This is a genomic window from Jeongeupia sp. HS-3 (assembly GCF_015140455.1).
GTDB lineage: Bacteria > Pseudomonadota > Gammaproteobacteria > Burkholderiales > Chitinibacteraceae > Jeongeupia.
Genome location: NZ_AP024094.1, coordinates 65,433 through 88,284, shown reverse-complemented (window position 1 = coordinate 88,284; position 22,852 = coordinate 65,433). Strand labels below are relative to the sequence as shown.

Below are 22,852 nucleotides of genomic sequence, written 5' to 3'. Positions count from 1 at the left end.
CCGGTTGCATCGGTGCAGTGGACGGCAAAGGCATGCTTGGCGAGCCCAATGCCAACCGCATAACGGCAGTTTATTTCCCAACTCGTAAGGTATGATTGGGGGAGTTCCGTCATGGCAGCGTCCGCTGCCAGCGGCTTTCGCTGCAATCTCGGAACGGGAAGTCCATCTTATTCATTAAGGCCAAGCGCCATGGCAAAAATGCTCCGAATATCGGCATTCATTTTGTTTGGTGCTTTTTTGCTGCGCTTATTCTGGATATATTGGTCATTTCATTACGCTGTCGAAGCAACAGCAGTTGCGTTTGATTCTGCAGAATGGCAGAAAGTATCAAACGTATATGCTCATAACCGCGATCCAGGTTGTGTGCGTGGCGGCATGGCGCTAGATTTACTCAAAAGCAAACAGCTAAACGGAAAATCACCAACCGAAATCGAGCATTTCTTGGGAAAACCCGATCGTTCTTACAAGTCCACATATGAATATGAACTCGGGCAATGCTCAGGGCTCGGTTGGCACAATTCAATCCTTCGCATCACCGTTGACGACAATGGCCCGGCGCTCAACGCAGACATTTTGTCTGACAAGCCCTGAGACTTCTGCCAACTGGACAACCCAGAGCTGCGCAGCGCCAGCGGCCAGTTACTTCACACCTTATGCTTCCCAAGGAGCTTGAAAGTGATCGATCACGTCGGCATTACAGTCAGCAACTTCGAGCAAAGCAAATCCTTCTATTCCAAGGCACTGTCACCAATCGGCTATGTGCTGATGATGGAAGTCCCTCAATCCGTGAGCGGCGGCAAGGATTTTGCAGGATTCGGCGCGCCACCCAAGCCGGACTTCTGGATCGGCGGAAATGCGGCCGACATACAGCCTATTCATATCGCTTTCAGCACGCAGGATCGGGCACAGGTGCAGGCTTTTTACGACGCGGCCATCGCCGCTGGCGGCCGGGGCAATGGCGCGCCGGGACTGCGGCCGCACTACCACCCGCACTACTACGCGGCGTTCGTCCTCGATCCCGATGGCCACAACGTCGAAGTGGTCTGCCATGCCCCTGCCTCGTCGGATGAGCTTTGAGCAACTCAACGCACCCCATGCTACTGCGCCCCGCATCGATGGACGACGCGGCCGCCATTGGCGAACTTTACCTCGCGTCGCGGAAGGCCTTCCTGCCCTACGCGCCGCTGGCGCATTCGGATGACGCCGTTCGTGCCTGGGTGCGGCATCTGCTGTTGCCGGCCGGCGGCGTCACCGTTGCCGAGGTCGGTGGCGAGATCTGCGGATTTGTGAACACCGCCGAGACCGACGGGATTCTCTGGGTCGACCAGCTGTACGTCCGGCCGGCGTCGGTGGGGCGGCAAACCGGTACGGCGTTACTGAACCGGGTGCTGGCCGGCGCAACCGGCCCGGTGCGGCTGCACACCTTTCAAGCCAACCACGGGGCAAGGCGGTTTTACGAGCGCTTCGGCTTTGCGGCCGTCGCGGAATCGGACGGCGCCGACAACGAGGAAGGCTGCCCGGATCTGCTGTACGAGCGCCAGCCGGATCGCTGATTCGCTCGGACTTTCAACAAAGCCGTTGAAAGCATGAGCGACGCCGTACCGGCCATCGCCCCCTCCACAAAAAATCAACCCGGATCCCGCAGCAACCGCAGTGCCGAAGCACGCGCGAGCTGGCGCCGCTCCCACGCGGTGATCAGCGCCGCCAGCAAGAGCCCGGTAGCCAGACTCATCAGCGGCAGCTGCCAGTCAAACGGCACGCTCAGTTCCAGCACTTCGCGCGCCAGCAGCCAGCCGGAAACGCTGGCCGCGACGCCGGCGACCAGCCCGGCGGTGGCGCCGATCGCCGCGCCTTCGACCCATTGCACCCTGGTGATCTGCGCCCGGCTGGCGCCGAGCGCGCGCATCACCGCAGCCTCGCGCCGGCGTTCGGGCGCGGTGGTTTCCAGCGCCGCCAGCAGCACCGTCAGCCCGGCGGCAAGGCAGAAGCCGAACACCAGCCGCAAGGCGCTGGCTGCCAGTTCGAGCACCCGGCGGACTTCGCCGAGCACCTCGCCGACGTCGATGAAGGTCACGTTCGGGAACTGCGCCGACCAGCGCGACACGACGTCGCGGCGCTCGGGCGGCAGGTGGAAGCTGGTGATCAGGCTGGCAGGCTGCTCGGCAAACAGCGCCTGGGTGCCGACGACAAAGAAATTCACCCGGAACGAATCCCAGTCGACCGTGCGCAGGTTGACCACCGGCGCGCTCACCATGGTGCCGGCGACATCGAAGGTCAGCGTGTCGCCGAGTTTGATCCCCAGCGTTTTCGCCAGCCCCGATTCGACCGAGAAACCGGGCTGGGTCTCGTCGAGCGGCTTGCCAGCGTCGAGCCGGTTGTCGGCGCGCAAGGTTTCGCCCCACGAGAGGTTGAACTCGCGCTCGGCCAGCCTTTGCGCCCTGTCGTCCTCGTAGCGTTTCGGCTCGACCGGCTGGCCGTTCTGCGCGCTCCAGCGGCCGCGTATCATCGGTTGCAACTTTGGTGGCGCGAAGCCGGCGTCGGTAAACGCCTTGTCGAACGACGCCGCCTGATCGGGCTGGATATTGAAGGCAAACTGGTTCGGCGCGTTGAGTGGCACGCGCCTTTCCCACGCACTCAAGAGATCGCGCTCGACCACGGTCAGCAACCACAGTCCCAGCAGACCGACCGCCAGCGCGCCAAGCTGCGCCGCGGCGAGCCAGCGCCGCCGGGTCAGCTGGCGCACGGCAATGCGCGCGGCAAAACCCTGGGCAAAACGGCCGAGCACGATCAGCAGCAACCAACCCAGCAGGCCGGCGGCGATCAGTGCGCCGGCGATGCCGGCGGCGACGATGGCGGCAAGCTTGGCATCGCCGGCAACGCCGACGAACAGCGCGGCGGTGGCGATACCGGTCAGCGCCAAGGTCAGCCACAGCCGCGGTGGCGCGACGATTTCGCGCCGCAACACCCGGATCGGCGGCGTTGCCGCCAGCCGCAATAGCGCCGGACCGGCGACGCCGATCAGCAGCACAAAACCGAAGCCGCACGCGGCGAACCACGGCCAGACCGACCCTGCCGGCAGCGCGGCCGGCAAGCGATCGCGCACCGCCCAGCCGAGCAACTCCTGCGCGCCCCAGCCCAGCGCACCGCCGGCGAGCGCACCGAACACGAACAGCAGCAACAGCTCGCCAAGCAGGATGCTCCGAATCTGCGCCCGCGTTGCACCCAGGGTCACATACAGCGCCACCGCATCGGCGCGGCGGGCGGCGAAACGCCGCGCTGCCAGCAGCACCGCGGTGCCAGCCATCGTCGCCGCGAGCAAGGTCACCAGTCGCAAAAAGGTTTCGGCGCGTTCGAGCGCGGTTTTGACCTCGGGGCGCGCCTCGCGCACGTCTTCCAGCCGCTCACCGCGCGCCAGCCAGCCACGCGCGTCCTGCTGCCAGGCGGAGACGGCCTGCGGCGGGCCGGCGACGAGCAGCCGGTACTTGATCCGGCTGCCGAAACCGACCAGCCCGGTCTGGCCGAGGTCGGCGCCGTTCATCATCAGCCGCGGTTGCAGGCTGGCGAAATCGAGCGCGCCATCGGGTTCGCGCTCGATCAACGCGGCAACGCGAAACTGCGATGTCCCCAGGCGCAAGATATCGCCAACGCCCAGCTTGAGGCGGTCGCTCAGACGTGGATCAAGCCAGATGCTGCCGGCCGGCGGCGCCCCGACCACCGGCGCGTCCTGCCCGGCCAGCCAGAGCTGGCCACGCAAGGGATATGCGCCGTCGATGACCTTGACGCTGGCGAGCACCGCCGCGTCGCCCTTGGCGGCCATGCTCGGAAAAGCCCGCGTCTGCGCCACGTTCAAGCCGCGCGCCCTGGCCGCATCGATAAAGCGCGGCGGGATCGGGTGATCGGCGGTCAGCACCGCGTCGGCGGCGAGCAGGTTGTTGGCCTCGGTATTGAGCAGCTTGGCCATGCGCCCGGCGAACAGGCCGACCGCAGTCAGCGCGGCGATGGTCACCACCAGCGCGACGATCAGCGTGCGGTAATCGCCGGCGGCCAAGCCACGGCGGAACTGGCGTAGCGCGAGCCTCATGCGGCAAACCCGGATTGTTCGATCACCCGGCCGGCGGCCAGACGTAGGCGCGCACCGCAGCGGGCCGCGAGCGTTTCATCATGTGTCACCAGTACCAGGGTCGCGCCGGTTTCGCGGTTCAGCTCGAACAGCAGGTCGGCGATGCGCTCGCCGGTATGGGTATCCAGGCTGCCGGTCGGCTCATCGGCATAAAGAATACGCGGTTCGGTACAAAACGCCCTGGCCAGCGCCACGCGCTGCTGTTCGCCGCCCGACAGGGTGCGCGGGGTGTGATCGAGCCGCTTGCCAAGACCGACGCGCTCCAGCCAGCCGGCGGCGATCTCGCGCGCGCCCTTGCGGGATGCGAGTTCAAGCGGCAGCATGACGTTCTCCAGCGCGGTCAGCTCGGGCAGCAACTGGAAAGACTGGAACACGAAACCGGCGAGCTTGCCGCGCAAGCGGGCGCGGCCGTCCTCATTCAGCGCGGCCAGATCGGTGCCGGCGAGGCTGATACTGCCGCTGCTGGGCAGATCCAGCCCGGCCAGCAGCGCCAGCAAGGTCGACTTGCCCGAGCCGGAGGCGCCGACGATGGCGAGACTCTCGCCTTCGGGCAAGGAAAACGAAATATCGCTCAGGAGATCGAGCGAGCCATCGGCAATGGCAACGCGTTTTGCCAGTGATCGGCATTCAAGAACAGGGAACGATTCGGACATGGGAACCAGGATGCTTAGGGTGATCGGACGGGCAGCGCTTCAGCTTACGGTGTTCTGCGGCATTGCGCTGCTGGCGCGTGGTGCGATGGCGGCGACACCGGTGCTGCTGGTATTCGGCGACAGCCTCGCGGCCGGCTACGGCATCGCCGCCAATGCGGCGTGGCCTGTGAAGCTGGAAGCGGAACTGGCGCAGCGCGGCAAACCGTACCGGGTCATCAACGCGAGTGTGTCAGGAGAAACGACCGCCGGTGGGCTCACCCGGTTCCCGCAGGCGCTGAAAATGCACAGCCCGAAGCTGGTGATTCTGGAGCTTGGCGCCAATGACGGCCTGCGCGGGCTGCCGGTGACCAAGTCGCGCGCCAACCTCGCGGCGATGATCGCTGCGGCGCAAAAAGCCGGCGCACGGGTACATCTGGTCGGCATGCAAATGCCGCCGAATTACGGTCAGGACTACACGCGGGATTTCGCGGCGATGTATCCGGCCCTGGCCAAGCAGTACCGCACCGGCCTGACGCCGTTTCTGCTTGCGCCGGTGATCAACCGGCCGGACTGGTTCCAGCCCGACCAGCTGCATCCGGTCGCGGCGGCACAGCCGGCGATCGCGACAATGATCGCGCGCGATCTGGCGCCGCTATTGTAAGCAAGGCGCCAAGGCTCCGCCCCCGGTTCGGCGCGCCAGCGCCCCCAAGCAGGGGCCAGCTTTGGTCGTAAACACTGGGGACATCGCCGGTTTTCTATTAGCATTACCGCTTGTTTCGCCTGAGCTACACGCTACCCGCCCATGAACGCCGACTCTCTTCTTTCCCAGCTTGAACATTGCAATGAACAGCAACTGCGCCGCCTGCTGGTTGAGCACCTCACCAAGCAGAAACTGGGGCTTTACTGGGAATCGAACGCGATTGCCCGCGATGCCGCGCTGAATGCCAATCTGGTTTTCCCGCGCCTGAGCCTTGCACTCTCGCATGTAAATAGTGTACCCCCCCCCAGAATCTGATTATCGAAGGCGATAACTTTGATTCGCTCAGGCTGCTGAAAGCCACGCATCGCGGCAAAATCCGCGTGATTTATATCGATCCGCCATACAACACCGGTAACAAGGATTGGGTCTACAACGACCATTACGTCGGCGCCAACGATCGTTACCGCCATTCGCAATGGCTGGAATTTCTCTATCAACGCCTGACCCTGGCGCGTGATCTGCTCACGCCCGATGGCGTCATCATGATGTCAATCAACGACGAAAACCGGTCACGGCTGGAATTGCTGATGGATGAGGTGATGCCGGGGCGGAGGGTGGGCAGTTTTGCATGGAAAACTCGCTCAGGCTCAAATGATAAATCCGGCTTTCAGCTTTCCCTCGATCACGAACACATACTGATTTATGCCAATCCCGGCTTTGCTTTCAGTGGACAGTTCAAGGATTTCTCCCAATATAAGAATCCGGACAATGACTCACGAGGCCGTTGGAAAACAGGCGACCTGAGCAAATCACATACCCTGTTAGAACGCCCAAATGGATATTACCCAATTAAAAATCCGGTCAATGGTGTTTGGTACCCCTGCAATCCTAGCCGGGTCTGGGCATTTGCCAGCGAGAACATTATTGACCCAAGCGAAGTACTGCAAGCCAAGACCATGGAACAGTACATTCGTGAGGACAAGGTGATATTCCCTACCCCAGAAGCAGAGCGTGTAGTCACTTGGAATAGCAAAGCAGAATTGCTCGCGGCCATAGCCAAAGGTGATGTTCCATTACGCCCGAAAAACAAAACACCACTGATTACTGCGGATTTGCCAGATCTGGATTTTTGGGTTGGCAAAGCTGTTGGATTTGGTCGCCCATGGTTCAAACGCCACTTGGTCGATTTGCAAAGTGAAGTTCGCCCAGTCTCAAGCTGGATTAGAGGTGCATCTGAAGAAGAGAATCTCGACGAATTTGCGGTTGGATTGGTGTCACAGCGTAGCGGTACTGGAGAGCATTCCGTCAATGAAATCCTTGGATTTAATGCCTTTCCTTACCCCAAGCCGCTGTCGCTGATCAAAACCCTGCTGCAACAAGCCACCCGCCCCAACGACATCATTCTCGATTTCTTTGCCGGTTCCGGCACCACGGGCCAGGCGGTGCTGGAACTGAACGCCGAAGACGAAGGTTCGCGGCGCTTTATTCTGTGCTCCAGCACTGAAGCCACCGGCAAGGAACCGGATAAAAACCTCTGCCGCGATGTGTGCGCCGAGCGTATCCGCCGCGTCATGCAGGGCTATGGCAACAAGCCCGCGCTCGGGGGCAGCTTCGCCTATTTGCAACTGGATAAAATCGAAGCCGCAGATGTGCCGTTTGACGCCAGCAACGACCATGCCGCGCAGCTGTTGAGCTTGCGCCATCAACAGACGGCGCTTGTCACAGGGCACAACGGCAAACTCACCCTCATTGCCAACGATGGGCAAATTGCAATCGTGCTGGCGAATGTGGTCGATGAAGACAGCATGGCGCAACTCTTGGCGTGGCCGGCCGAGCGGCTAGTGGTGTATTCATCCCGGCCACAAACGGTGAGCCAACAGTTCGCCGACGCCGACCGCGATGTCATCAGTTACAGCCTGGAGGATGCGCTACTGCGCGGTCAGACCACGCAACGGGGAGCGACACAATGAGCGCACTGCCATTGAATCTGGCGGTCACCACCGCTCAAGGTGCGCTGCTGGCGCCGGAAAAATTCCAGCAAACACTGATCGACAATTTGCGCGATGCCCTTCTGCGCGACAACCATCCGCCCTGCCTGCTGCGCGCACCGACCGGTGCGGGCAAGACGCTGATGCTGGCGCGGGTACTGGCCGACGTCAGCGCCGAACGCGACGTGGTCTGGCTGTGGTTCGTGCCCTTTGTGAATCTGGTTGCGCAAACGCTGGATGCGATTAAAAGTAATGCGGCGGATTTAACGCCACTGCTGCTCACGCACGGCCGCAATCAGGACGCGGAGGCCGGGCAGGTACTGATTTCCACCGCGCAAGCCGTTGCGAAAGCGCAGTGGCGCAACAAGGGTTACAACGCCGATGGCGATGATGATACCCGCACGCTGGCCGAATGGATTGCGCGCGCCCGCGTACAAGGCTTGCGTCTGGGAATGATCGTCGACGAGGCCCATATCGCACTGGATAAAACCACCGAATTTGGCAAGTTCACCCAATGGCTGAATCCTGATTACCTGTTGATGGCCACGGCGACGCCCAAAGATCAGCGGCTGCTGGAGTTCCTGGCCGGCGCGGGCATGTCGAGCTATGAATCGTTTGCCGTCAGCCGCAGTGATGTGGTGAATGCGCGGCTCAACAAGCAATATATTGAAGCAATCATCTACGACTTGCGCCACGGCATGCACGACGTGATCGATTTAAAGCGCACCGTGTTGCGACAAGCTTGGGCGCGCAATCAGGCATTGAAAGCGGCGCTGGCGAATGCGGGCATTCCGCTGACGCCGCTCTTGCTGGTGCAGGTGGGCAATGGCGACAAAACCGTCGAGGATGCCGAGCGCGATTTGATCGAACTCTGCAATATTCCGCCACACGCCATTGGCAAACACTCTGCCGATGCGCCCGACCCCGTACTGATGGCGGCCATTGCCAACGACAGCAGCAAGGAGGTGCTGATTTTCAAGCAGTCGGCAGGCACGGGCTTTGATGCGCCGCGCGCCTTTGTGCTGGCATCAACCAAGGTGGTGAATGATGCTGATTTTGCGATGCAATTCATCGGCCGCGTCATGCGGGTGGCCGCCGCACTGCGCGCACGGTTTTCGAGCGCAGAGGCAATCCCCGCTTCATTCAACACCGCCTATATCTATCTGGCCGATGCCGAGGCCCAGCAAGGTTTTGAATATGCGGTAGCCGCCGCCAGCCGGGTCAAAAGCGAGCTGGAAGGTCAAACCGAAAAGCTGGTGCAGCGGCAAACACAGAACGGCGCAATCGTTTTCAGCAACTGCCCAACGCCACAGTACCCGCTGGGCTACGACATCGGCTTGCCGCGCAACGACAATGCCCCCTCGGTGGCGATGGAACATCCGTCTGGCTATGCCGTAGCACGGCAAGGCCATCAAGACGATTTGTTCTCGGGGCAGGACGACCTTCTGGATCAAGTCATCACCGTCGCCACGACCAGCGCTGATATCCCGGCAGCTCCTGCAAGCGTCGTCGAACTCAAGGCCACGCTGCGGGAAAACGGGATTGCGGTCTATCCACGCAAACGCGATGCCCGCAATTTGCCGACCGCGCTCAAGCGCGAACGTCGTCCACAAATGCTGGCGATGTCGCAACTTTCGCGCACGGTCGCACAAGCATTGCCGCTGGCCGAAGCACTGCAATCCAAGGCGATTGACGCGGCATTGCATCATTTGCGGGCCACGGAGCAGCGCACCGAGTTGAACAGCCGCGCAATGCATCTCGCCGAAGTAGCGATAGTGACCGACCGCAGTGCACTAGCACGCGAAGCGCGGCTGGCGCTGCGCAGATTGCCGCAAGTCGAAGAAGCCGATATTCGCGACATATTGAATACGCTGGCCGAGCGGATTCAGCCTGCCCTGCAACTGGCCTTGGATGACGCACGGGATGAAATCACCCTGCGCAGATTGGCGCGTGATGCGGCCAACTGGATTGCAAAAAGCGAAGCCGACCGTCTGGCCGAAGCCTTGCACGAGATCATTGCCCTGCAGGCGCAACTGGAAGATGCGGGCCGCTTGCCCGATGCCATGCTCTTCCCAACCGAGCTGCCCTTGCCGCAATCGGCCAAGAATATTTATGGCGTGATGCCACCCAGCGTGGACACGCTATTGCAAGTCGAGCAGATATTGCTGCCCGACGAGCGAAAATGGCTGCGTGACAAGGAATGGCGCTGGGACGACGACGCCTTGTATTGCGGCGGCTTTGATCAATCGTTTTCGCTCAATGGCGAAGAATTGCCTTTTGCCAAGGCACTGGATCGCAGTGAATTTGTGGCGTGGTGGCACCGTAATCCGCCCGGTGGTGGCAAGGCCTATGCGGTGCGACTCGTTCGTGGCGAGCACAAGCATTTTTTCTATCCCGACTTCATCGTCTGCCTTGAGCATGACCCGGGGGATGAGCCATTGATTCGGCTGATCGAAACCAAGCAAGACGTGAAGGATGCCGCGCGCAAGGCACGGCATATTCCCGCGTATTACGGCAAGGTGCTGTTTTTGACCAAGGATCAGGAACGGCTGCGCTGGGTCAAGGATGATGGCAGCCTGGGCGAGAATGTGGATTTGGCTGACTTGCACGAATTGCGTGATTGGCTGCGACTGCACAGCCCAGATAGCCAGAATCTTGGATCAGTCGCAAAAGGCGGCGCTTGTCGCTGATGTGCCGACACGTTCACTGCGGCGCGCCGGTCTCGATCAGCACCACGACCCCGGCCACGCCGCGGACCTGGCTGGCGGCAATCGCCGCATGCTCGGCATAGGCCGGCCGGGTCAGCCCCAGCAGGTAAACGATCCGTCGCTCGGTCACCACCATCAGGTGCAACGATTCGAGGCTATCGCTGGCGTAGGCGACGATCGCCGTTTTCACCCGCGCAGTGAGTTGCGCATCGTTGGCGCGCTGATCGCTGGCCGATGGCGGCCCGATCACCGTTTCGTTGTAGAGCTTGCGCAGGCCGGGCTCGGCGCTGGCGAACGCGGTGAGCCGCTGCTGCGCCGCCGCGTCGGGCACTTCGCCGCTCAGCAGCACCACCCCGTTGAAGGCGTTGACGTCGACGTGGGCGCGATCGCCGTAGCTCGCGTCGATCAGCGCCTCCAGACGCGCGGCGATGTCGAAATCGCGCTTGATCACCACCAGCGGGCGTGGATCGGTGCCGACCAGTACGCCGATCTCGACCAGATTGAGCGCCAGCATCAGCGGCACGCAGGCCGTCAAGGTCGCGATCAGCAACGGCAGAACGAGAACGCTGCGCTTCATGCCGCTCTCCCATCGAACGGAACCCGCTGCGCACGCCCTCGGTCGGTCCGCTTACTTGCGCAGCGCCTCGTCGGCCGGGCCAACCGGCGCGAACTCGACCAGCTTCACCACCTGGGCCACGCCGTCGACCATGCTCGCGGCGCGCGCGGCCTTATCGGCGATGTCGGCACGCGATATCCCCATCAGGTAGACGACCTTGCGCTCGGTCACCACCATCAGGTGCAGTGCGGTACTGTCACCGGCATTGGTCAGGATCGATGTCTTCACCCTGGCGGTCAGCTGGGTATCGTTGAGGCGGTCGGTGCTGCCCGACGGCAAGGCCACCACGGTTTCATTGTAGAGCTTGCGCAGTCCCGGTTCGGTGCGCGCCAGTTCGGTCAGCTTTTGCTGCGCGGCGGCGTCCGGCACTTCGCCCGACAGCAGCACGATACCGTTGTAGCTATTGACGTTGACGTGCGCCCTGTCCTTGTAGGCGTCGAGGATCTTGGCGCTGATGCGGGCGCCGAGGTCGAAGTCGGTCTTGATCGTTTCGGCACGACGCGGGTCGGTACCGACCATCGCACCGACCGCGACGGCGCCGGCGATCACGATCGGCACGCAGGCCGACAAGGACAACGACGCCAGCAGCGCTGCAATCACGATTTTGGACTTCTTCATTTACTCGCCTCCCAACAACATGTAATCGATCGTATCGCACAGCGCATGCACCACGGTGATGTGCGCTTCGAGAATCCGTGCGGTGCGCTCGGCCGGCACACACAGGTGCAGGTCGTCGCCAACCAGCAAGTCTCCGATCTGGCCGCCGTCATTGCCAGTGAGCGCGATCACATTCATCTGCCGCTCGTGCGCGGCGTTGATCGCGGAAATCACGTTGGCCGAGTTGCCCGAGGTTGAAATCGCCAGCAGCACATCACCGGCGCGACCGACCGCGTGCACCTGTTTGGAGAACACCAGGTCGTAGTCGTAATCGTTGGCGATCGCCGACAGCACCGAGGAATCGGTCGTCAACGCGATGGCCGACAGGCCCGGGCGTTCGCGCTCGAAGCGGCCGACCATGGCCGAGGCGAAATACTGTGATATCGCCGCCGAGCCGCCGTTGCCGCAGGCCAGCACCTTGCCGTCAGAAATCAGCGCCTGTACGACCTTTTCACCCGCCAAACCGATGCTGGGACCAAGAATGTCCATCACCAGCTGCTGCGTGGTGATGTTTTCTTCAAAGTGCTGACGCACCCGTTGCAATAAATCCATCCGCTTACCTTTCTTGCTTGGGCCTGCCCACAGGGAGTTAGGCCTCGATACAGTGCTTGATCCAGGAAATCGTTTCGCCATCGATGCACACTGCGTCAAAGCGACATGGCGGCAACGGCGAAACACCAAGGAGATAATGCTGGGCAGCGGCGATCAGTCTGGCTTGCTTGGCCGGCGTGATGCTGGCCGCCGCGCCGCCAAAGCGGCTGGAAGCCCGCTGTCTGACCTCGACAAACACCAGCGTGTTCCCGTCGCGGCAGATCAGATCGATCTCGCCACGACGGCAAAGCCAGTTGCGGGCCACGACCACCAGGCCATGCTGGCGCAAATGTTCGGCCGCCATGTCTTCGGCTGCCGCGCCGCGCTCGCGGGTCGACGCCTTAGAGAAAAGACGCACCATCATCCGGCGTTGACGCATCGCTCGCCGCTGGCGCGCTGCTGCTGTTGTTGCCGATGCGTTGCGGCAGCAGACGGCGTTCGATCACGCCATCCTGCCCCTGTGACAACAGCCCGGTAATGCCATCGATGGCCACCGGCTGCTCCGGCGCGTCAATCAACGCCACGGCAATCCGCCAGGCATCCACGCCAAGGGCAAACAGCCGCTCTTGATCGTTCGACTGCGTGCGTGCGCGTGCGAACAGCGCGTAGTACGGGTCATCGGCGTGCACCAGCCAAGGCATGTCGAGATAGCGGATACCGACCAGATCGGCCTGCGACGCTTTCGGCCCCGGGTTGATTTGCGAGGTGGCGTAGATCGGCAAATCGGTACCGATAAAGGGGCGCAGTTTACGCCCCTGCTTGAAGCCGCTGGCGAAGAACACCGCGTCGCCCCCGGTGATCGTCAATTGCGCCCTGATCCCGCCGAAGCTCTGCATGCTGCTGCCGGCTTCGATCTGCTGTGGTACGGCTCCGCCTATCGTCGTCCAAGCGGCGGCAAAACCCTGGGCCATGCGCTGGTTCAACACACCCGGTGCAACAATGATCACCGGCGAGCGTATACCATCCTCGCGCATCAGCCGGGCGACTTCGCTCGCCTCCTGTTCAACCGACAGGCTGAAACTGTAGAGATTCGGGCGACGCAGCGTTTTCGCATTAAAACGGTTCAGCGCGACCACCGGCACCGGAAAACGCCCGTTATCGGCCAGGTAATCGACCGCACTGCGCGTCAGCGGCCCGATCACCGCGGCTGCACCGCCATCGATGGCCTTGTTGTACTGCGCCAGCACGTCGTCATCCTGATCGGTGGTATCGAAGACACGTACCGGCGGCTCCTTGCCCTGACCGTAGACGCGCTCGGCGCCGAACACGCCATCCAGGATCTGCTGCACCGCCGGCTTGAACGCCTTGCTCGCGGTGGGGAGCAGCAAGGCGATGTACGCACCGCGTCCCGCTGGCGGCGTGGCCGTCACCGACTCGGACGGCAGTGGTGTGATTTCTACCGGCGCCGCCGCTGGCGGCAGCGGGCGAGCCACGACGCTGGGTGCCGGCGCGGGTTGTGAAGACACCGGCACCTGCCGCGTGGCGCAGCCGGTACTGACACCAGCCAGCAGCGCGCCGTATAGTAGCGCCCGCAACCCACGGCCACCGCCGTGTTGAATCCGGCGCAAGACGCGCCATGGAGCCTGAATGTGCATCACGATCCTTACCAGGTAGCCCGGGCTACATTATATGTGGTGGCCACGCCCATCGGAAATTTGCGGGATATCAGCCAGCGCGCGCTGGATGTGCTCACCAGCGTCGACGTCGTCGCCGCCGAGGATACCCGGGTCTCCGGTCAAATGCTGCGCCACTTTGGCATCCAGAAATCGCTGGTCAGCCTGCGTGAGCACAACGAACACGCCATGGCCGAGCGCATCATCGCCCGGCTCGCCGCCGGCGAATCGGTCGCGCAAATCTCCGACGCCGGCACGCCGGGCATTTCCGACCCCGGCGCGGTGCTTGCCGCAGCGGTGCACGCCGCCGGCTACCCGGTGGTACCGGTACCCGGCGCCAGCGCGCTGACCGCCGCAGTCTCGGCCGCCGGTTTCACTTGTCCGCACACGCTGTTTTATGGGTTTTTGCCGCCGAAAACCAAACAGCGCCGTGACGCACTGACGCCGCTGGCGGCACTGCCCTACCTCACCGTCTATTACGAAGCGCCGCACCGCATCGTTGAAAGCGTCGACGATCTCGTCGCGGTATTCGGCGCGGAACGGCTGGCGGTGATGGCGCGCGAACTGACCAAAACCTTCGAAACCATCCGTCGCGCCCCGCTGGGCGAGTTGGCCGAATGGATCAAGGCAGACCCCAACCAGCAGCGCGGCGAGTTCGTACTGGTGGTCGACGCCGCACCACCGGCACCCCAAAGCGACGAAGACGCACACGACTCGGTGCTCGCGCCGCTGGTCGCCGAGCTGCCACTCAAGCAGGCCGTGGCGCTGGCGCAAACCATCACCGGCGCCCCGCGCAACCGGCTGTACGAGCGTGCACTGACGCTGAAGAACGCCGCCGACGAAGATTGATATTGCCGTCGGTCGCCAGTTCGGCGATAATCCAGCCCTTGCCTGCCCGGGTGGCGAAATGGTAGACGCAGGGGACTCAAAATCCCCCGTTGAAAGACGTGTCGGTTCGAGTCCGACCCCGGGCACCAGGCACCCCTACAAAGCCGTCCAACGGCATCCAGAAACCCCCGTAAAGCTTGGCTTCCAGGGGTTTTTTGTTTACTGGGCCACCCTGGATTCAGCAGGCAAACGCCTGCCTCGCGCCACAAGCTGCTCAAAGGCCCCGGGACTGACGCCGCCCAAGCGAGCTGCAACAGCTCAATGTTTGTCCGCGCTCATATATATGGGCAGCGTCCGGAAGCTATAATCCCGGCATGCTGACGTTATTCCGCTCATCCCGTCTCGCGTGCTTCCTCGCGCTCCTGCTGGTCTTCAGCCAGCTGGTGACGGCAGCCTATGCTTGCGTGGAAGCGTTACCAGCGGCGCAAACTGCACCGATGAGCGTGCAGATGATGGATATGTCCGAATGTGGCGATATGCAGCAGATGGCGCAGCCGGTGATCTGCAAGGCGCACTGCCAGAAGGATGCCCAGTCGGCCGACGTACAGCTGCCCCAGCTTTCGGCGCCACTCTTCATCGCGCTTTTCTTTGCGATGCCCTACCTTGAAACACCCGATTCGACGACGTTGTCGACGAGGGTCGTTCCTCCGACGCTGATCGCGTCGTCTCCGCCTTTGCGCATCCAGTATCAAGTCTTTCGCAATTAGTCCGCGCTGATCGTCCGTTTTCTCGTTCGGCCGTACTGCCTCATTCGTGGTTTCAACCCGTCCCTGTTCAGGGCCGACTTGGCCACGTGTCAGTTTCCCGCCGAACGTATTCGAACCCGTTTTGCGTGGAGAGACTCATGTCCCCATTCCGTCTTGGCTGGCTGGCCCTTGTCTTCGGCGCCGCCAGTATCACTGCGCATGCGCTGACGCTGGATGAAGCGCTTGCCGCCGCCGGCCATGCGCCGGATATTGCCGCCAGCACCGCGGCAACGTCGGCCGCCCAATCGCTGACCGTCTCGGCCGGTGCATTGCCCGATCCCAAACTCTCGGTCTGGGTCGATGATTTGCAAACGTCTGGCCCCGATGCCTACCGCGTCGGCGACGCCAAACGCATGGTCAGCCTGATGCAGGAAGTGCCCAATGGCGACCTGCGCGACGCCGAGCGGCAGATCGCCGGCGCACAGCTGCAAACCAGCGAGGCGCAGACGCGCTATACCCGCCTGAACGTGCGCCGCGAGGCCACGCTCGCCTGGCTGGCGCTGTATTACCTCGATCGCAAGGCCGAGATTCTGGCGGCGCAGGAAGGCGATAACGCGCGCAGCCAGCAAGCCAGCGTGGCCGCACTCAAGGGCGGTGCCTCGGCCGATACGGCGCTGACCGCCCGCTTGGAGCGTGCGCAGCTTGATGATGCCCGCGACGGGCTGGCCCGCGATCAGGCCAAGGCCCGGGCACAGCTGGCCCGGTGGATCGGGCGAGATCTGGCGCGGCAAGCGGTCAGCGGCGGCCTGCCCGTGTGGTTAAGCGCGCAACAGGCCGACAGCGACGACATCGCCGAGCAACCGGAAATCCGCGCCGCGACGACGCAGCTCAGTGTCGCGCAGGCCGAGTTATCGCTGGCGCAAGCCGCCAAGAAGCCCAATTGGGGTGTCGAGGTCGGCTGGGGCCAAGACGCGATGGATCAGGGCATGGCAATGGTGAAGTTCACCTTTGACCTGCCGATTTTCGCGGCCAACCGCCAAGACCCGAAAATTGCCGCCGCGCTGGCAAACATCCAGAAAAGCGATGCCGAACGCCAGGCCAGAATGGCGAGCTACCGCCAGCAGATCGATGAGGCCAGCGCCGAGCGCGATGCCTTGCAGGCCCAAATCGGCCGACTCAAAACCAATACCTTGCCGCTGATCGATCGGCAGCTTGACCTTGCCCTGGCCGGACTGCGTTCGGGCAAGGCCGGTAGCGGCACCGTGCTTGACGCGCGCCAGGCGCGTTTGGCGGTGCAGATGCGCGGGGTCGAGCTCGAATCCCAGCTCGCCGCAGCCAGCACCCGCCTGTATTTCCTGACCGGAGCCCACTGATGAAAACCAGAACAACAATCGCGATCGCTATTGCGGCGCTCGGCATCGGCACGGCAGCCGGCTGGATGGCAAGCCGTCAAGGCATGGATCACGCAGTTCCCGCCGTAGCGGCACCAGAAAAACCAGTGCTGTACTGGTACGACCCGATGAAGCCAGACGTGCATTTCGACAAACCGGGCAAATCGCCGTTCATGGATATGCAGCTGGTAGCGCGTTACGCCGACGAGACCGGCGACACGACAAGCGGCGTGCGCATCGATCCGGCGCTGACGCAGAACACCGGCGTCAAGCTGGCCAAGGTTGCGCGCGGCGAGCTGGCTGGCGGGCTGGATGTGGCCGGCAGCGTGGTGTTCAACGACCGCGATGTCGCCATCGTTTCGGCGCGTACCGGCGGGATTGTCGAGCGCGCCTATCCGCATGCGGTGGGCGACGTGATCAAGGCCGGTAGCCCGCTTGCCGATGTACGCGTGCCCGAATGGCTGGTGGCGCAGAACGAATATCTGGCGTTGCGCAGCGATGCGCAGCTGGGTGCGGCGGCCAAATCCAGGCTGATTCAGCTTGGCATGAGTGCCGACGCGGTCGCCCGGCTTGAACGCACAGGCCAGCCGCAGCCGGTGGTGACGATCACCGCGCCGCGTGGCGGCATGATCGCCGAACTCGGTGTGCGCCAGGGCATGACCTTGTCTGCCGGGCAGGCGCTGGCCCGGATCAACGGCCTTGCGACCGTGTGGATCGAGGCCGATGTGCCCGAGGCACAAGCCGCGCAAATCCGTATCGGTGCAGCGGTCGCCGCGCACTTTGCCGCGTGGCCGAACCAGCCGGTCAAGGGCAAGGTCACGGCCTTGGTGCCGGAACTGAAGGTCGATACACGGACGATCCGTGTTCGGATCGAGGTGCCGAACAAGGACGGCATGCTCCACCCCGGGCTGTATGCCCGCGTGAGCCTCGCCGGCGAGGCAGCCAAGCCGGCGCTCTTGGTGCCGAGCGATGCGGTGATCGCGACCGGTCAACGCTTTGTCATCATCACCGCCGACGACGCGGGCCGGTTCGCGCCGGTCGAGGTCAAGGTCGGCGCCGAGCGCGCTGGCAAGACCGAGATTGTCGCCGGCTTGAACGAAGGCCAGCAGGTCGTGGTATCCGGGCAGTTCATGATCGATTCGGAAGCCAGCCTGCGCGGGGTACTGGCGCGCATGGCCAGTGCGCCTATGGCCGCGATGGCCGAAAGTGCAACGGCGGCGAGCAAAGCCGCCGCGCCACCCGCAATCGAAGGCATCGGCGTGGTCAAGGCGATCTCCGGCGATTCGATCACGCTGGCGCACGAGCCGATTGCCGCGCTGCAGTGGCCGGCGATGACGATGCCGTTTCCGCTGATGGACGCGAAACTCGTTCAGGGCATCAAGGTCGGCGACAAGGTGAAGTTCGGCCTGATGATGCACGGTGATGACGCAATGATCGAATCACTAAGCCGCCAAGACGGAGGCGGACTATGATCGCCAAGCTGATCTACTGGTCGATCCGCAACCGCTTCATGGTGTTGCTGGCGACGCTGATGCTCGCGCTCTGGGGCGTCTGGGCGGTGAAGACGATGCCGGTCGATGCGCTGCCCGATCTTTCGGATGTGCAGGTGATCATCCGCACGCCGTATCCGGGGCAGGCGCCGCGTATTGTCGAGGATCAGGTCACCTATCCGCTGACCACGACGATGCTGTCGGTGCCCGGCGTCAAGACGGTGCGCGGCTATTCCTTCTTCGGCGATTCCTACGTCTACGTACTGTTCGACGATCACACCGACCTGTACTGGGCCAGGTCGCGGGTGCTTGAATACCTGAACCAGGTGCAGGGCAAGCTGCCGGCCAGCGCGCGCCCGGCCTTGGGGCCGGATGCGACCGGCGTCGGCTGGATTTACGAGTACGCGCTGGTCGACAAGACCGGCACACGCAGCCTTGCCGATTTGCGCAGCCTGCAGGACTGGTTCCTCAAGTACGAGCTGAAAACGCTGCCCAATGTCGCCGAAGTCGCGTCTATCGGCGGCATGGTCAAGCAGTACCAGATCGTCCCCGATCCGGTGAAGCTCGCTGGCTACGGGCTGTCGGCCGATGCGGTGATCGCCGCGGTCGGCAAGGCCAATTCGGAGGCCGGCGGCTCGGTGGTCGAGCTGGCCGAGGCCGAGTACATGGTACGCGCGACCGGCTATTTGAAGTCGCTTGACGACTTCCGGGCGATTCCGCTCAAGACCGTCAACGGCACCGTGGTGCGGCTTGGCGACGTGGCGCGGGTGCAGATCGGCCCGGAAATGCGCCGCGGCATTGCCGAGCTGAACGGTCAGGGCGAAGTGGCCGGCGGCGTGGTGATTTTGCGCAGCGGCAAGAACGCCCGCGAGACGATCACGGCGGTCAAGGCCAAGCTGGCAACGCTCAAGGCCAGCCTGCCACCGGGGGTCGAGATCGTCACCACCTACGATCGCAGCCAGTTGATCGACCACGCGGTCGAGAACCTCAGCCACAAGCTGCTGGAGGAGTTCATCGTCGTCGCGCTGGTGTGCGTGATCTTCCTCTGGCATTTGCGCTCGGCCCTGGTGGCGATCATTTCGCTGCCGCTGGGCGTGCTGGCGGCGTTCATCGTCATGCGTTATCAGGGCGTCAACGCCAACATCATGTCGCTGGGCGGGATTGCCATCGCCATCGGCGCGATGGTCGACGCGGCAGTGGTGATGATAGAGAACGCCCACAAGAAGCTCGAAGCGTGGCAACACCAATACCCCGATGAAAGGCTCGAAGGCGAGGCACGCTGGCTGGTGATCGCCGAGGCCGCGGCCGAGGTCGGCCCAGCGCTGTTTTTCAGCCTCTTGATCATCACGCTGTCGTTCATCCCGATCTTCACGCTCGAAGCGCAGGAAGGCCGGCTGTTCGGGCCGCTGGCGTTCACCAAGAGCTATGCAATGGCCGCCGCCGCCGGGCTGTCGGTGACGCTGGTGCCGGTGCTGATGGGCTACTGGATACGCGGGCGGATTCCGTCCGAGCACAAAAATCCGATCAACCGCTGGCTGATCCGCGCGTATCAACCCTTACTCGACTGGGTGCTGCGCTGGCCCAAGGCGACGCTGGCCATCGCGGCGCTGGCGTTCTTCACCGCGCTGGTCCCGGCCTCAAGGCTCGGCGGCGAATTCCTGCCGAATATGGACGAAGGTGATCTGCTGTATATGCCGAGCGCGCTGCCGGGGCTGTCGGCCGGCAAGGCGGCCGAGCTGTTGCAGCAGACCGACCGGCTGATCAAGACCGTGCCCGAGGTCGCCACCGTGTTCGGCAAGGCCGGTCGCGCCGATACCGCGACCGACAACGCACCGATGGAGATGTTCGAGACGACGATCCAGTTCAAGCCGCGCGATCAGTGGCGGCCGGGGATGACGCCCGAAAAGCTCGTCGCCGAGCTCGACCGCGTCGTCAAGGTGCCGGGGCTGGCGAACATCTGGGTGCCGCCGATCCGCAACCGCATCGACATGCTGGCGACCGGGATCAAGAGCCCGATCGGCGTCAAGGTGTCGGGCAGCGATCTGGGGCAGATCGAGAAAGTGGCGCTGGAGATCGAACGCATCGCCAAGGACGTACCCGGCGTGTCGTCGAGTCTGGCCGAGCGGCTGTCGGGCGGACGCTATATCGACGTCGATATCGACCGCGACGCCGCCGGCCGCTACGGCCTGAACGTCGCCGACGTGCAATCGGTGGTGTCGCGGCTGATCGGTGGCGAGAACGTCGGCGAAACGGTCGAGGGCACCGCGCGCTATCCGATCAGCGTGCGTTACCCGCGCGAACTGCGAGATTCGGTACAGAAGCTGCGCGAGCTGCCGGTGCTGACGCCCAGCGGTGCGCAGATCACCCTCGGCACCGTCGCCAGGATCGCCGTGACCGATGGCCCGCCGATGCTGAAAAGCGAGAACGGCCGGCTGTCGTCATGGGTGTATATCGACGTGCGCGACAGCGATCTGAGCACCGTGGTGCACGCCCTGCAGAACGCCGTGGCGCAGCAGTTGAAACCGCCACCGGGCATCAGCGTCGCCTACTCGGGCCAGTTCGAATATCTGGAACGCGCCAACGCGCGGCTCAAACTGGTGGTGCCGGCGACGCTGCTGATCATCTTCGTGCTGCTGTATCTGACGTTCCGGCGCTTTGACGAAGCGCTGCTGATCATGGCGACGCTGCCGTTCGCGCTGGTCGGCGGCGTGTGGTTCCTCGACCTGCTCGGCTATCACCTGTCGGTGGCGACCGGCGTCGGTTTCATCGCGCTCGCCGGCGTCTCGGCCGAGTTCGGCGTGATCATGCTGCTGTATTTGAAACAGGCGCTCGAAGCACGCGAAATCGCCGGCCAGCCCGACGATACGGCCACGGTACTTGCGGCGATTGTCGAGGGCGCGGTGCAGCGCGTCCGCCCCAAGGTGATGACCGTGGCGACCATCCTGGTCGGCCTGCTGCCCATCCTCTGGGGTAGCGGCGCCGGCTCGGAGGTGATGAGCCGGATCGCCGCGCCGATGGTCGGCGGCATGATCACCGCGCCGCTGCTGTCGATGTTCGTGATTCCGGCGGCTTACCTGCTGATGCGAGGCCGCCCCAAGCAAGCACATGCAGTGCCTCAGCTCACGCGGAAAGAAAAACGATGAACGCTTGCTGGGCGCATTCATTGCGCCCAGCCCGGCGCTACCAGGCGCACTCGCGAGACAAGTCAAAAGCATCAAGTCAGTTAGTTTTGCCACAATGAAAGTTTGATAACATCCGCCGATGAAAGATCAAATCAAACTCTCCATTGCCATCCTGACTGCCGCCTTCTCCGGTGTCACGTTCGCCGACGATGCCACGCTTTCCAGCCACGATGCCGTGTTCCGCCTCGGTTACGAAACGATCAAGCTACCTGGCGATGAACATCTGGGTCTGCTTGGCGGCACCTATTTGATTGAAACGATCCCCGGGCTGTATGTCGGCCCGGCCGCCTATGGCGCGGTATCCGGCCAGCGCGGCGGCTTCTTTACCGGCGGCTGGGAAACGGCCTGGCGGCAGCCTATCTATAGCCGGCTGATGCTGGAGGCCGGCCTCTATGTCGGCGGCGGCGGCGGCGCGGCGGCACCGGTGGGTGGCGGGCTGATGCTCCGCCCGCACGTGGATCTGACCTGGGCGTGGGGACGGCAACGCGCCGGTCTGTCGCTCTCGCAGGTGTACTTTCCGAATGGCGACATCCGCAGTAATCAGCTCGGTGTGGTCTGGTCGCTGGATGACCCGTTCAATTTCACCGCTGCTGGCAATGCGGGCAAATCCTTGCTCACCGATCAGCGCGGCGGCGTCGGTTTCGACCGGATCGGCGTGCGCGCCGGCGGGTATCGCCCCAAGGATGGCGGCGAAAACATCGGCTTTGCCGGCGTAGACATGCAGCAGGTGCTCGCCAACGGCTGGTTATGGGGCATCGAAGCCGCCGGCGCGGCCTCGGGCGGCGCGGACGGGTATGCCGAGGTGCTTGGCTATCTGGGCTGGGAAACGCCGGTGATCGGCAACAGCGTGTATCTGGGCGCCAGGGCGGCGCTCGGCGCCGGTGGTGGTGGCGCGATCGATACCAAGGGCGGCGTGCTGGCCAAGGCGGCGGTGTTCAGCCGCGTGGCGCTGAGCCGCGATCTGAGCCTGCTGCTGGAAGGCGGTCTGGCCGATGCGCCGCAAGGCAGCTTCCGCGCCTGGTACGGCAGTGCGCAATTGCAGCTGGCGCTGGATCACCCGGAAACCGGGCTCAGTACGGCCAAGCTCGACGGCTGGCGCTGGGGCGGCAGCGTGCAGCGCTACAGCTCGGCACAGCGCCGCAGCGGTGAATCCAAGCCACTGGATACCATCGGCTTGCGCATCGAGCGCGATCTGGCCCAGGGCTTTTACCTCACCGGTCAGGCGCACAGCGCGTTTGCCGGCGATGCCGGGGCGTATTCGGTCGGCCTGTTCGGCGCGGGCTGGCAAAGCAGTTTTGCGTCGAACAAATTGGTGGCCGGCGCCGAGCTCACCGCCGGGGCGGCGGGTGGCGGCGGCGTTTCCAGCGAGGGTGGCGCGATCACCCAGCCGATGGTGTTCCTGGGCTACAACGTCACGCCGGGCTGGCAACTGCGGGGTAGCGCCGGGCGCGTGATGTCCATCAAGGGTGAGCTGAGCTCGCCGGTGTACGACCTGAGCCTGATGTACCAGTTCGGTTTGCCCAAGCGACCGTAGCCGCGCGCAAACCTGACGTTAAAAAACCCCGGCCGATGCCGGGGTTTTTTAGTCAT

20 protein-coding genes and 1 tRNA gene are annotated in these 22,852 nt (G+C 63.4%); 14 read left to right on the top strand and 7 right to left on the bottom strand.

The window, feature by feature from the left end:
* Positions 1-111 precede the first annotated feature (111 nt).
* The 3 genes from JLC71_RS00525 to JLC71_RS00515 all read left to right on the top strand — a co-directional run bounded on the left by JLC71_RS00525 (position 112) and on the right by JLC71_RS00515 (position 1,553).
* Positions 112-591 (top strand): hypothetical protein, encoded by a 480-nt coding sequence (locus JLC71_RS00525; RefSeq protein WP_200916744.1) that lies wholly within the window; start codon positions 112-114, stop codon positions 589-591.
* 84 nt (positions 592-675) lie between these two features.
* Complete coding sequence (locus tag JLC71_RS00520) at positions 676-1,077, top strand: VOC family protein (RefSeq protein WP_200916743.1); 402 nt, start codon at positions 676-678, stop codon at positions 1,075-1,077.
* Positions 1,078-1,094: 17 nt separating this feature from the next.
* Positions 1,095-1,553, top strand: a complete 459-nt coding sequence (locus tag JLC71_RS00515) for a GNAT family N-acetyltransferase (RefSeq protein WP_200916742.1) — start codon at positions 1,095-1,097, stop codon at positions 1,551-1,553.
* 74 nt (positions 1,554-1,627) lie between these two features.
* Here the strand turns inward: JLC71_RS00515 and JLC71_RS00510 are convergent, their stop codons facing one another.
* Together JLC71_RS00510 and JLC71_RS00505 are read right to left on the bottom strand one after the other, a co-directional pair.
* Complete coding sequence (locus JLC71_RS00510) at positions 1,628-4,081, bottom strand: ABC transporter permease (RefSeq protein ID WP_200916741.1); 2,454 nt, start codon at positions 4,079-4,081, stop codon at positions 1,628-1,630.
* On the bottom strand, positions 4,078-4,773 hold the full coding sequence (locus JLC71_RS00505; RefSeq protein ID WP_200916740.1) for an ABC transporter ATP-binding protein: 696 nt from the start codon (positions 4,771-4,773) through the stop codon (positions 4,078-4,080). Before JLC71_RS00505 ends, JLC71_RS00510 begins: the two co-directional genes overlap by 4 nt.
* On the opposite strand from JLC71_RS00505, the gene JLC71_RS00500 reads away from it, so the two are divergent.
* The 4 genes from JLC71_RS00500 to JLC71_RS00485 all read left to right on the top strand — a co-directional run bounded on the left by JLC71_RS00500 (position 4,772) and on the right by JLC71_RS00485 (position 10,130).
* Entirely contained in the window at positions 4,772-5,413 is a 642-nt protein-coding gene (locus JLC71_RS00500; protein ID WP_236250929.1) for an arylesterase, read from the top strand. The two genes, JLC71_RS00505 and JLC71_RS00500, sit on opposite strands and share 2 nt — an antisense overlap.
* 141 nt (positions 5,414-5,554) lie before the next feature.
* Positions 5,555-5,767 carry a hypothetical protein gene (locus JLC71_RS00495; RefSeq protein ID WP_200916739.1) on the top strand — a complete coding sequence of 71 codons (213 nt, stop codon included), beginning with the start codon at positions 5,555-5,557 and terminating at the stop codon, positions 5,765-5,767.
* 65 nt (positions 5,768-5,832) lie between these two features.
* Positions 5,833-7,422 carry a site-specific DNA-methyltransferase gene (locus tag JLC71_RS00490; protein WP_200916738.1) on the top strand — a complete coding sequence of 530 codons (1,590 nt, stop codon included), beginning with the start codon at positions 5,833-5,835 and terminating at the stop codon, positions 7,420-7,422.
* Positions 7,419-10,130: a DEAD/DEAH box helicase gene (locus JLC71_RS00485; RefSeq protein ID WP_200916737.1), complete on the top strand. Its 2,712-nt coding sequence runs from the start codon at positions 7,419-7,421 to the stop codon at positions 10,128-10,130. Before JLC71_RS00490 ends, JLC71_RS00485 begins: the two co-directional genes overlap by 4 nt.
* 13 nt (positions 10,131-10,143) lie before the next feature.
* Here JLC71_RS00485 and JLC71_RS00480 read toward each other — a convergent pair whose 3' ends face one another.
* From JLC71_RS00480 to JLC71_RS00460, 5 genes are read right to left on the bottom strand one after another with little or no spacing between them, the layout of a single operon-like run.
* Positions 10,144-10,725, bottom strand: coding sequence for a BON domain-containing protein (locus JLC71_RS00480; protein ID WP_200916736.1), 582 nt, complete (start codon positions 10,723-10,725; stop codon positions 10,144-10,146).
* A 51-nt stretch (positions 10,726-10,776) separates the two neighbouring features.
* Positions 10,777-11,382, bottom strand: a complete 606-nt coding sequence (locus tag JLC71_RS00475) for a BON domain-containing protein (RefSeq protein WP_200916735.1) — start codon at positions 11,380-11,382, stop codon at positions 10,777-10,779.
* Positions 11,383-11,973 (bottom strand): phosphoheptose isomerase, encoded by a 591-nt coding sequence (locus JLC71_RS00470; RefSeq protein ID WP_200916734.1) that lies wholly within the window; start codon positions 11,971-11,973, stop codon positions 11,383-11,385.
* 37 nt (positions 11,974-12,010) lie between these two features.
* Complete coding sequence (locus JLC71_RS00465) at positions 12,011-12,370, bottom strand: YraN family protein (protein ID WP_374757609.1); 360 nt, start codon at positions 12,368-12,370, stop codon at positions 12,011-12,013.
* Positions 12,354-13,607, bottom strand: a complete 1,254-nt coding sequence (locus JLC71_RS00460) for a penicillin-binding protein activator (RefSeq protein ID WP_200916733.1) — start codon at positions 13,605-13,607, stop codon at positions 12,354-12,356. Before JLC71_RS00460 ends, JLC71_RS00465 begins: the two co-directional genes overlap by 17 nt.
* A 36-nt stretch (positions 13,608-13,643) precedes the next feature.
* On the opposite strand from JLC71_RS00460, the gene rsmI reads away from it, so the two are divergent.
* From rsmI to JLC71_RS00425, 7 genes are all read left to right on the top strand, one after another.
* Positions 13,644-14,474, top strand: coding sequence for a 16S rRNA (cytidine(1402)-2'-O)-methyltransferase (gene rsmI, locus JLC71_RS00455; protein ID WP_200918214.1), 831 nt, complete (start codon positions 13,644-13,646; stop codon positions 14,472-14,474).
* 44 nt (positions 14,475-14,518) lie between these two features.
* A tRNA-Leu gene (locus tag JLC71_RS00450) sits at positions 14,519-14,602 on the top strand.
* Positions 14,603-14,827: 225 nt separating this feature from the next.
* Positions 14,828-15,220: a hypothetical protein gene (locus JLC71_RS00445; RefSeq protein ID WP_200916732.1), complete on the top strand. Its 393-nt coding sequence runs from the start codon at positions 14,828-14,830 to the stop codon at positions 15,218-15,220.
* Between the two features lie 137 nt (positions 15,221-15,357).
* On the top strand, positions 15,358-16,572 hold the full coding sequence (locus JLC71_RS00440) for a TolC family protein (protein ID WP_200916731.1): 1,215 nt from the start codon (positions 15,358-15,360) through the stop codon (positions 16,570-16,572).
* Positions 16,572-18,062 (top strand): efflux RND transporter periplasmic adaptor subunit, encoded by a 1,491-nt coding sequence (locus JLC71_RS00435; protein ID WP_200916730.1) that lies wholly within the window; start codon positions 16,572-16,574, stop codon positions 18,060-18,062. Before JLC71_RS00440 ends, JLC71_RS00435 begins: the two co-directional genes overlap by 1 nt.
* The gene (locus tag JLC71_RS00430; RefSeq protein WP_200916729.1) at positions 18,059-21,223 is read left to right on the top strand and encodes an efflux RND transporter permease subunit; all 3,165 of its coding nucleotides are present in this window, start codon (positions 18,059-18,061) and stop codon (positions 21,221-21,223) included. The genes JLC71_RS00435 and JLC71_RS00430 overlap by 4 nt, the downstream gene beginning before the upstream one ends.
* Positions 21,224-21,341: 118 nt before the next feature.
* The gene (locus JLC71_RS00425) at positions 21,342-22,796 is read left to right on the top strand and encodes a hypothetical protein (protein WP_200916728.1); all 1,455 of its coding nucleotides are present in this window, start codon (positions 21,342-21,344) and stop codon (positions 22,794-22,796) included.
* Positions 22,797-22,852: the final 56 nt, after the last annotated feature.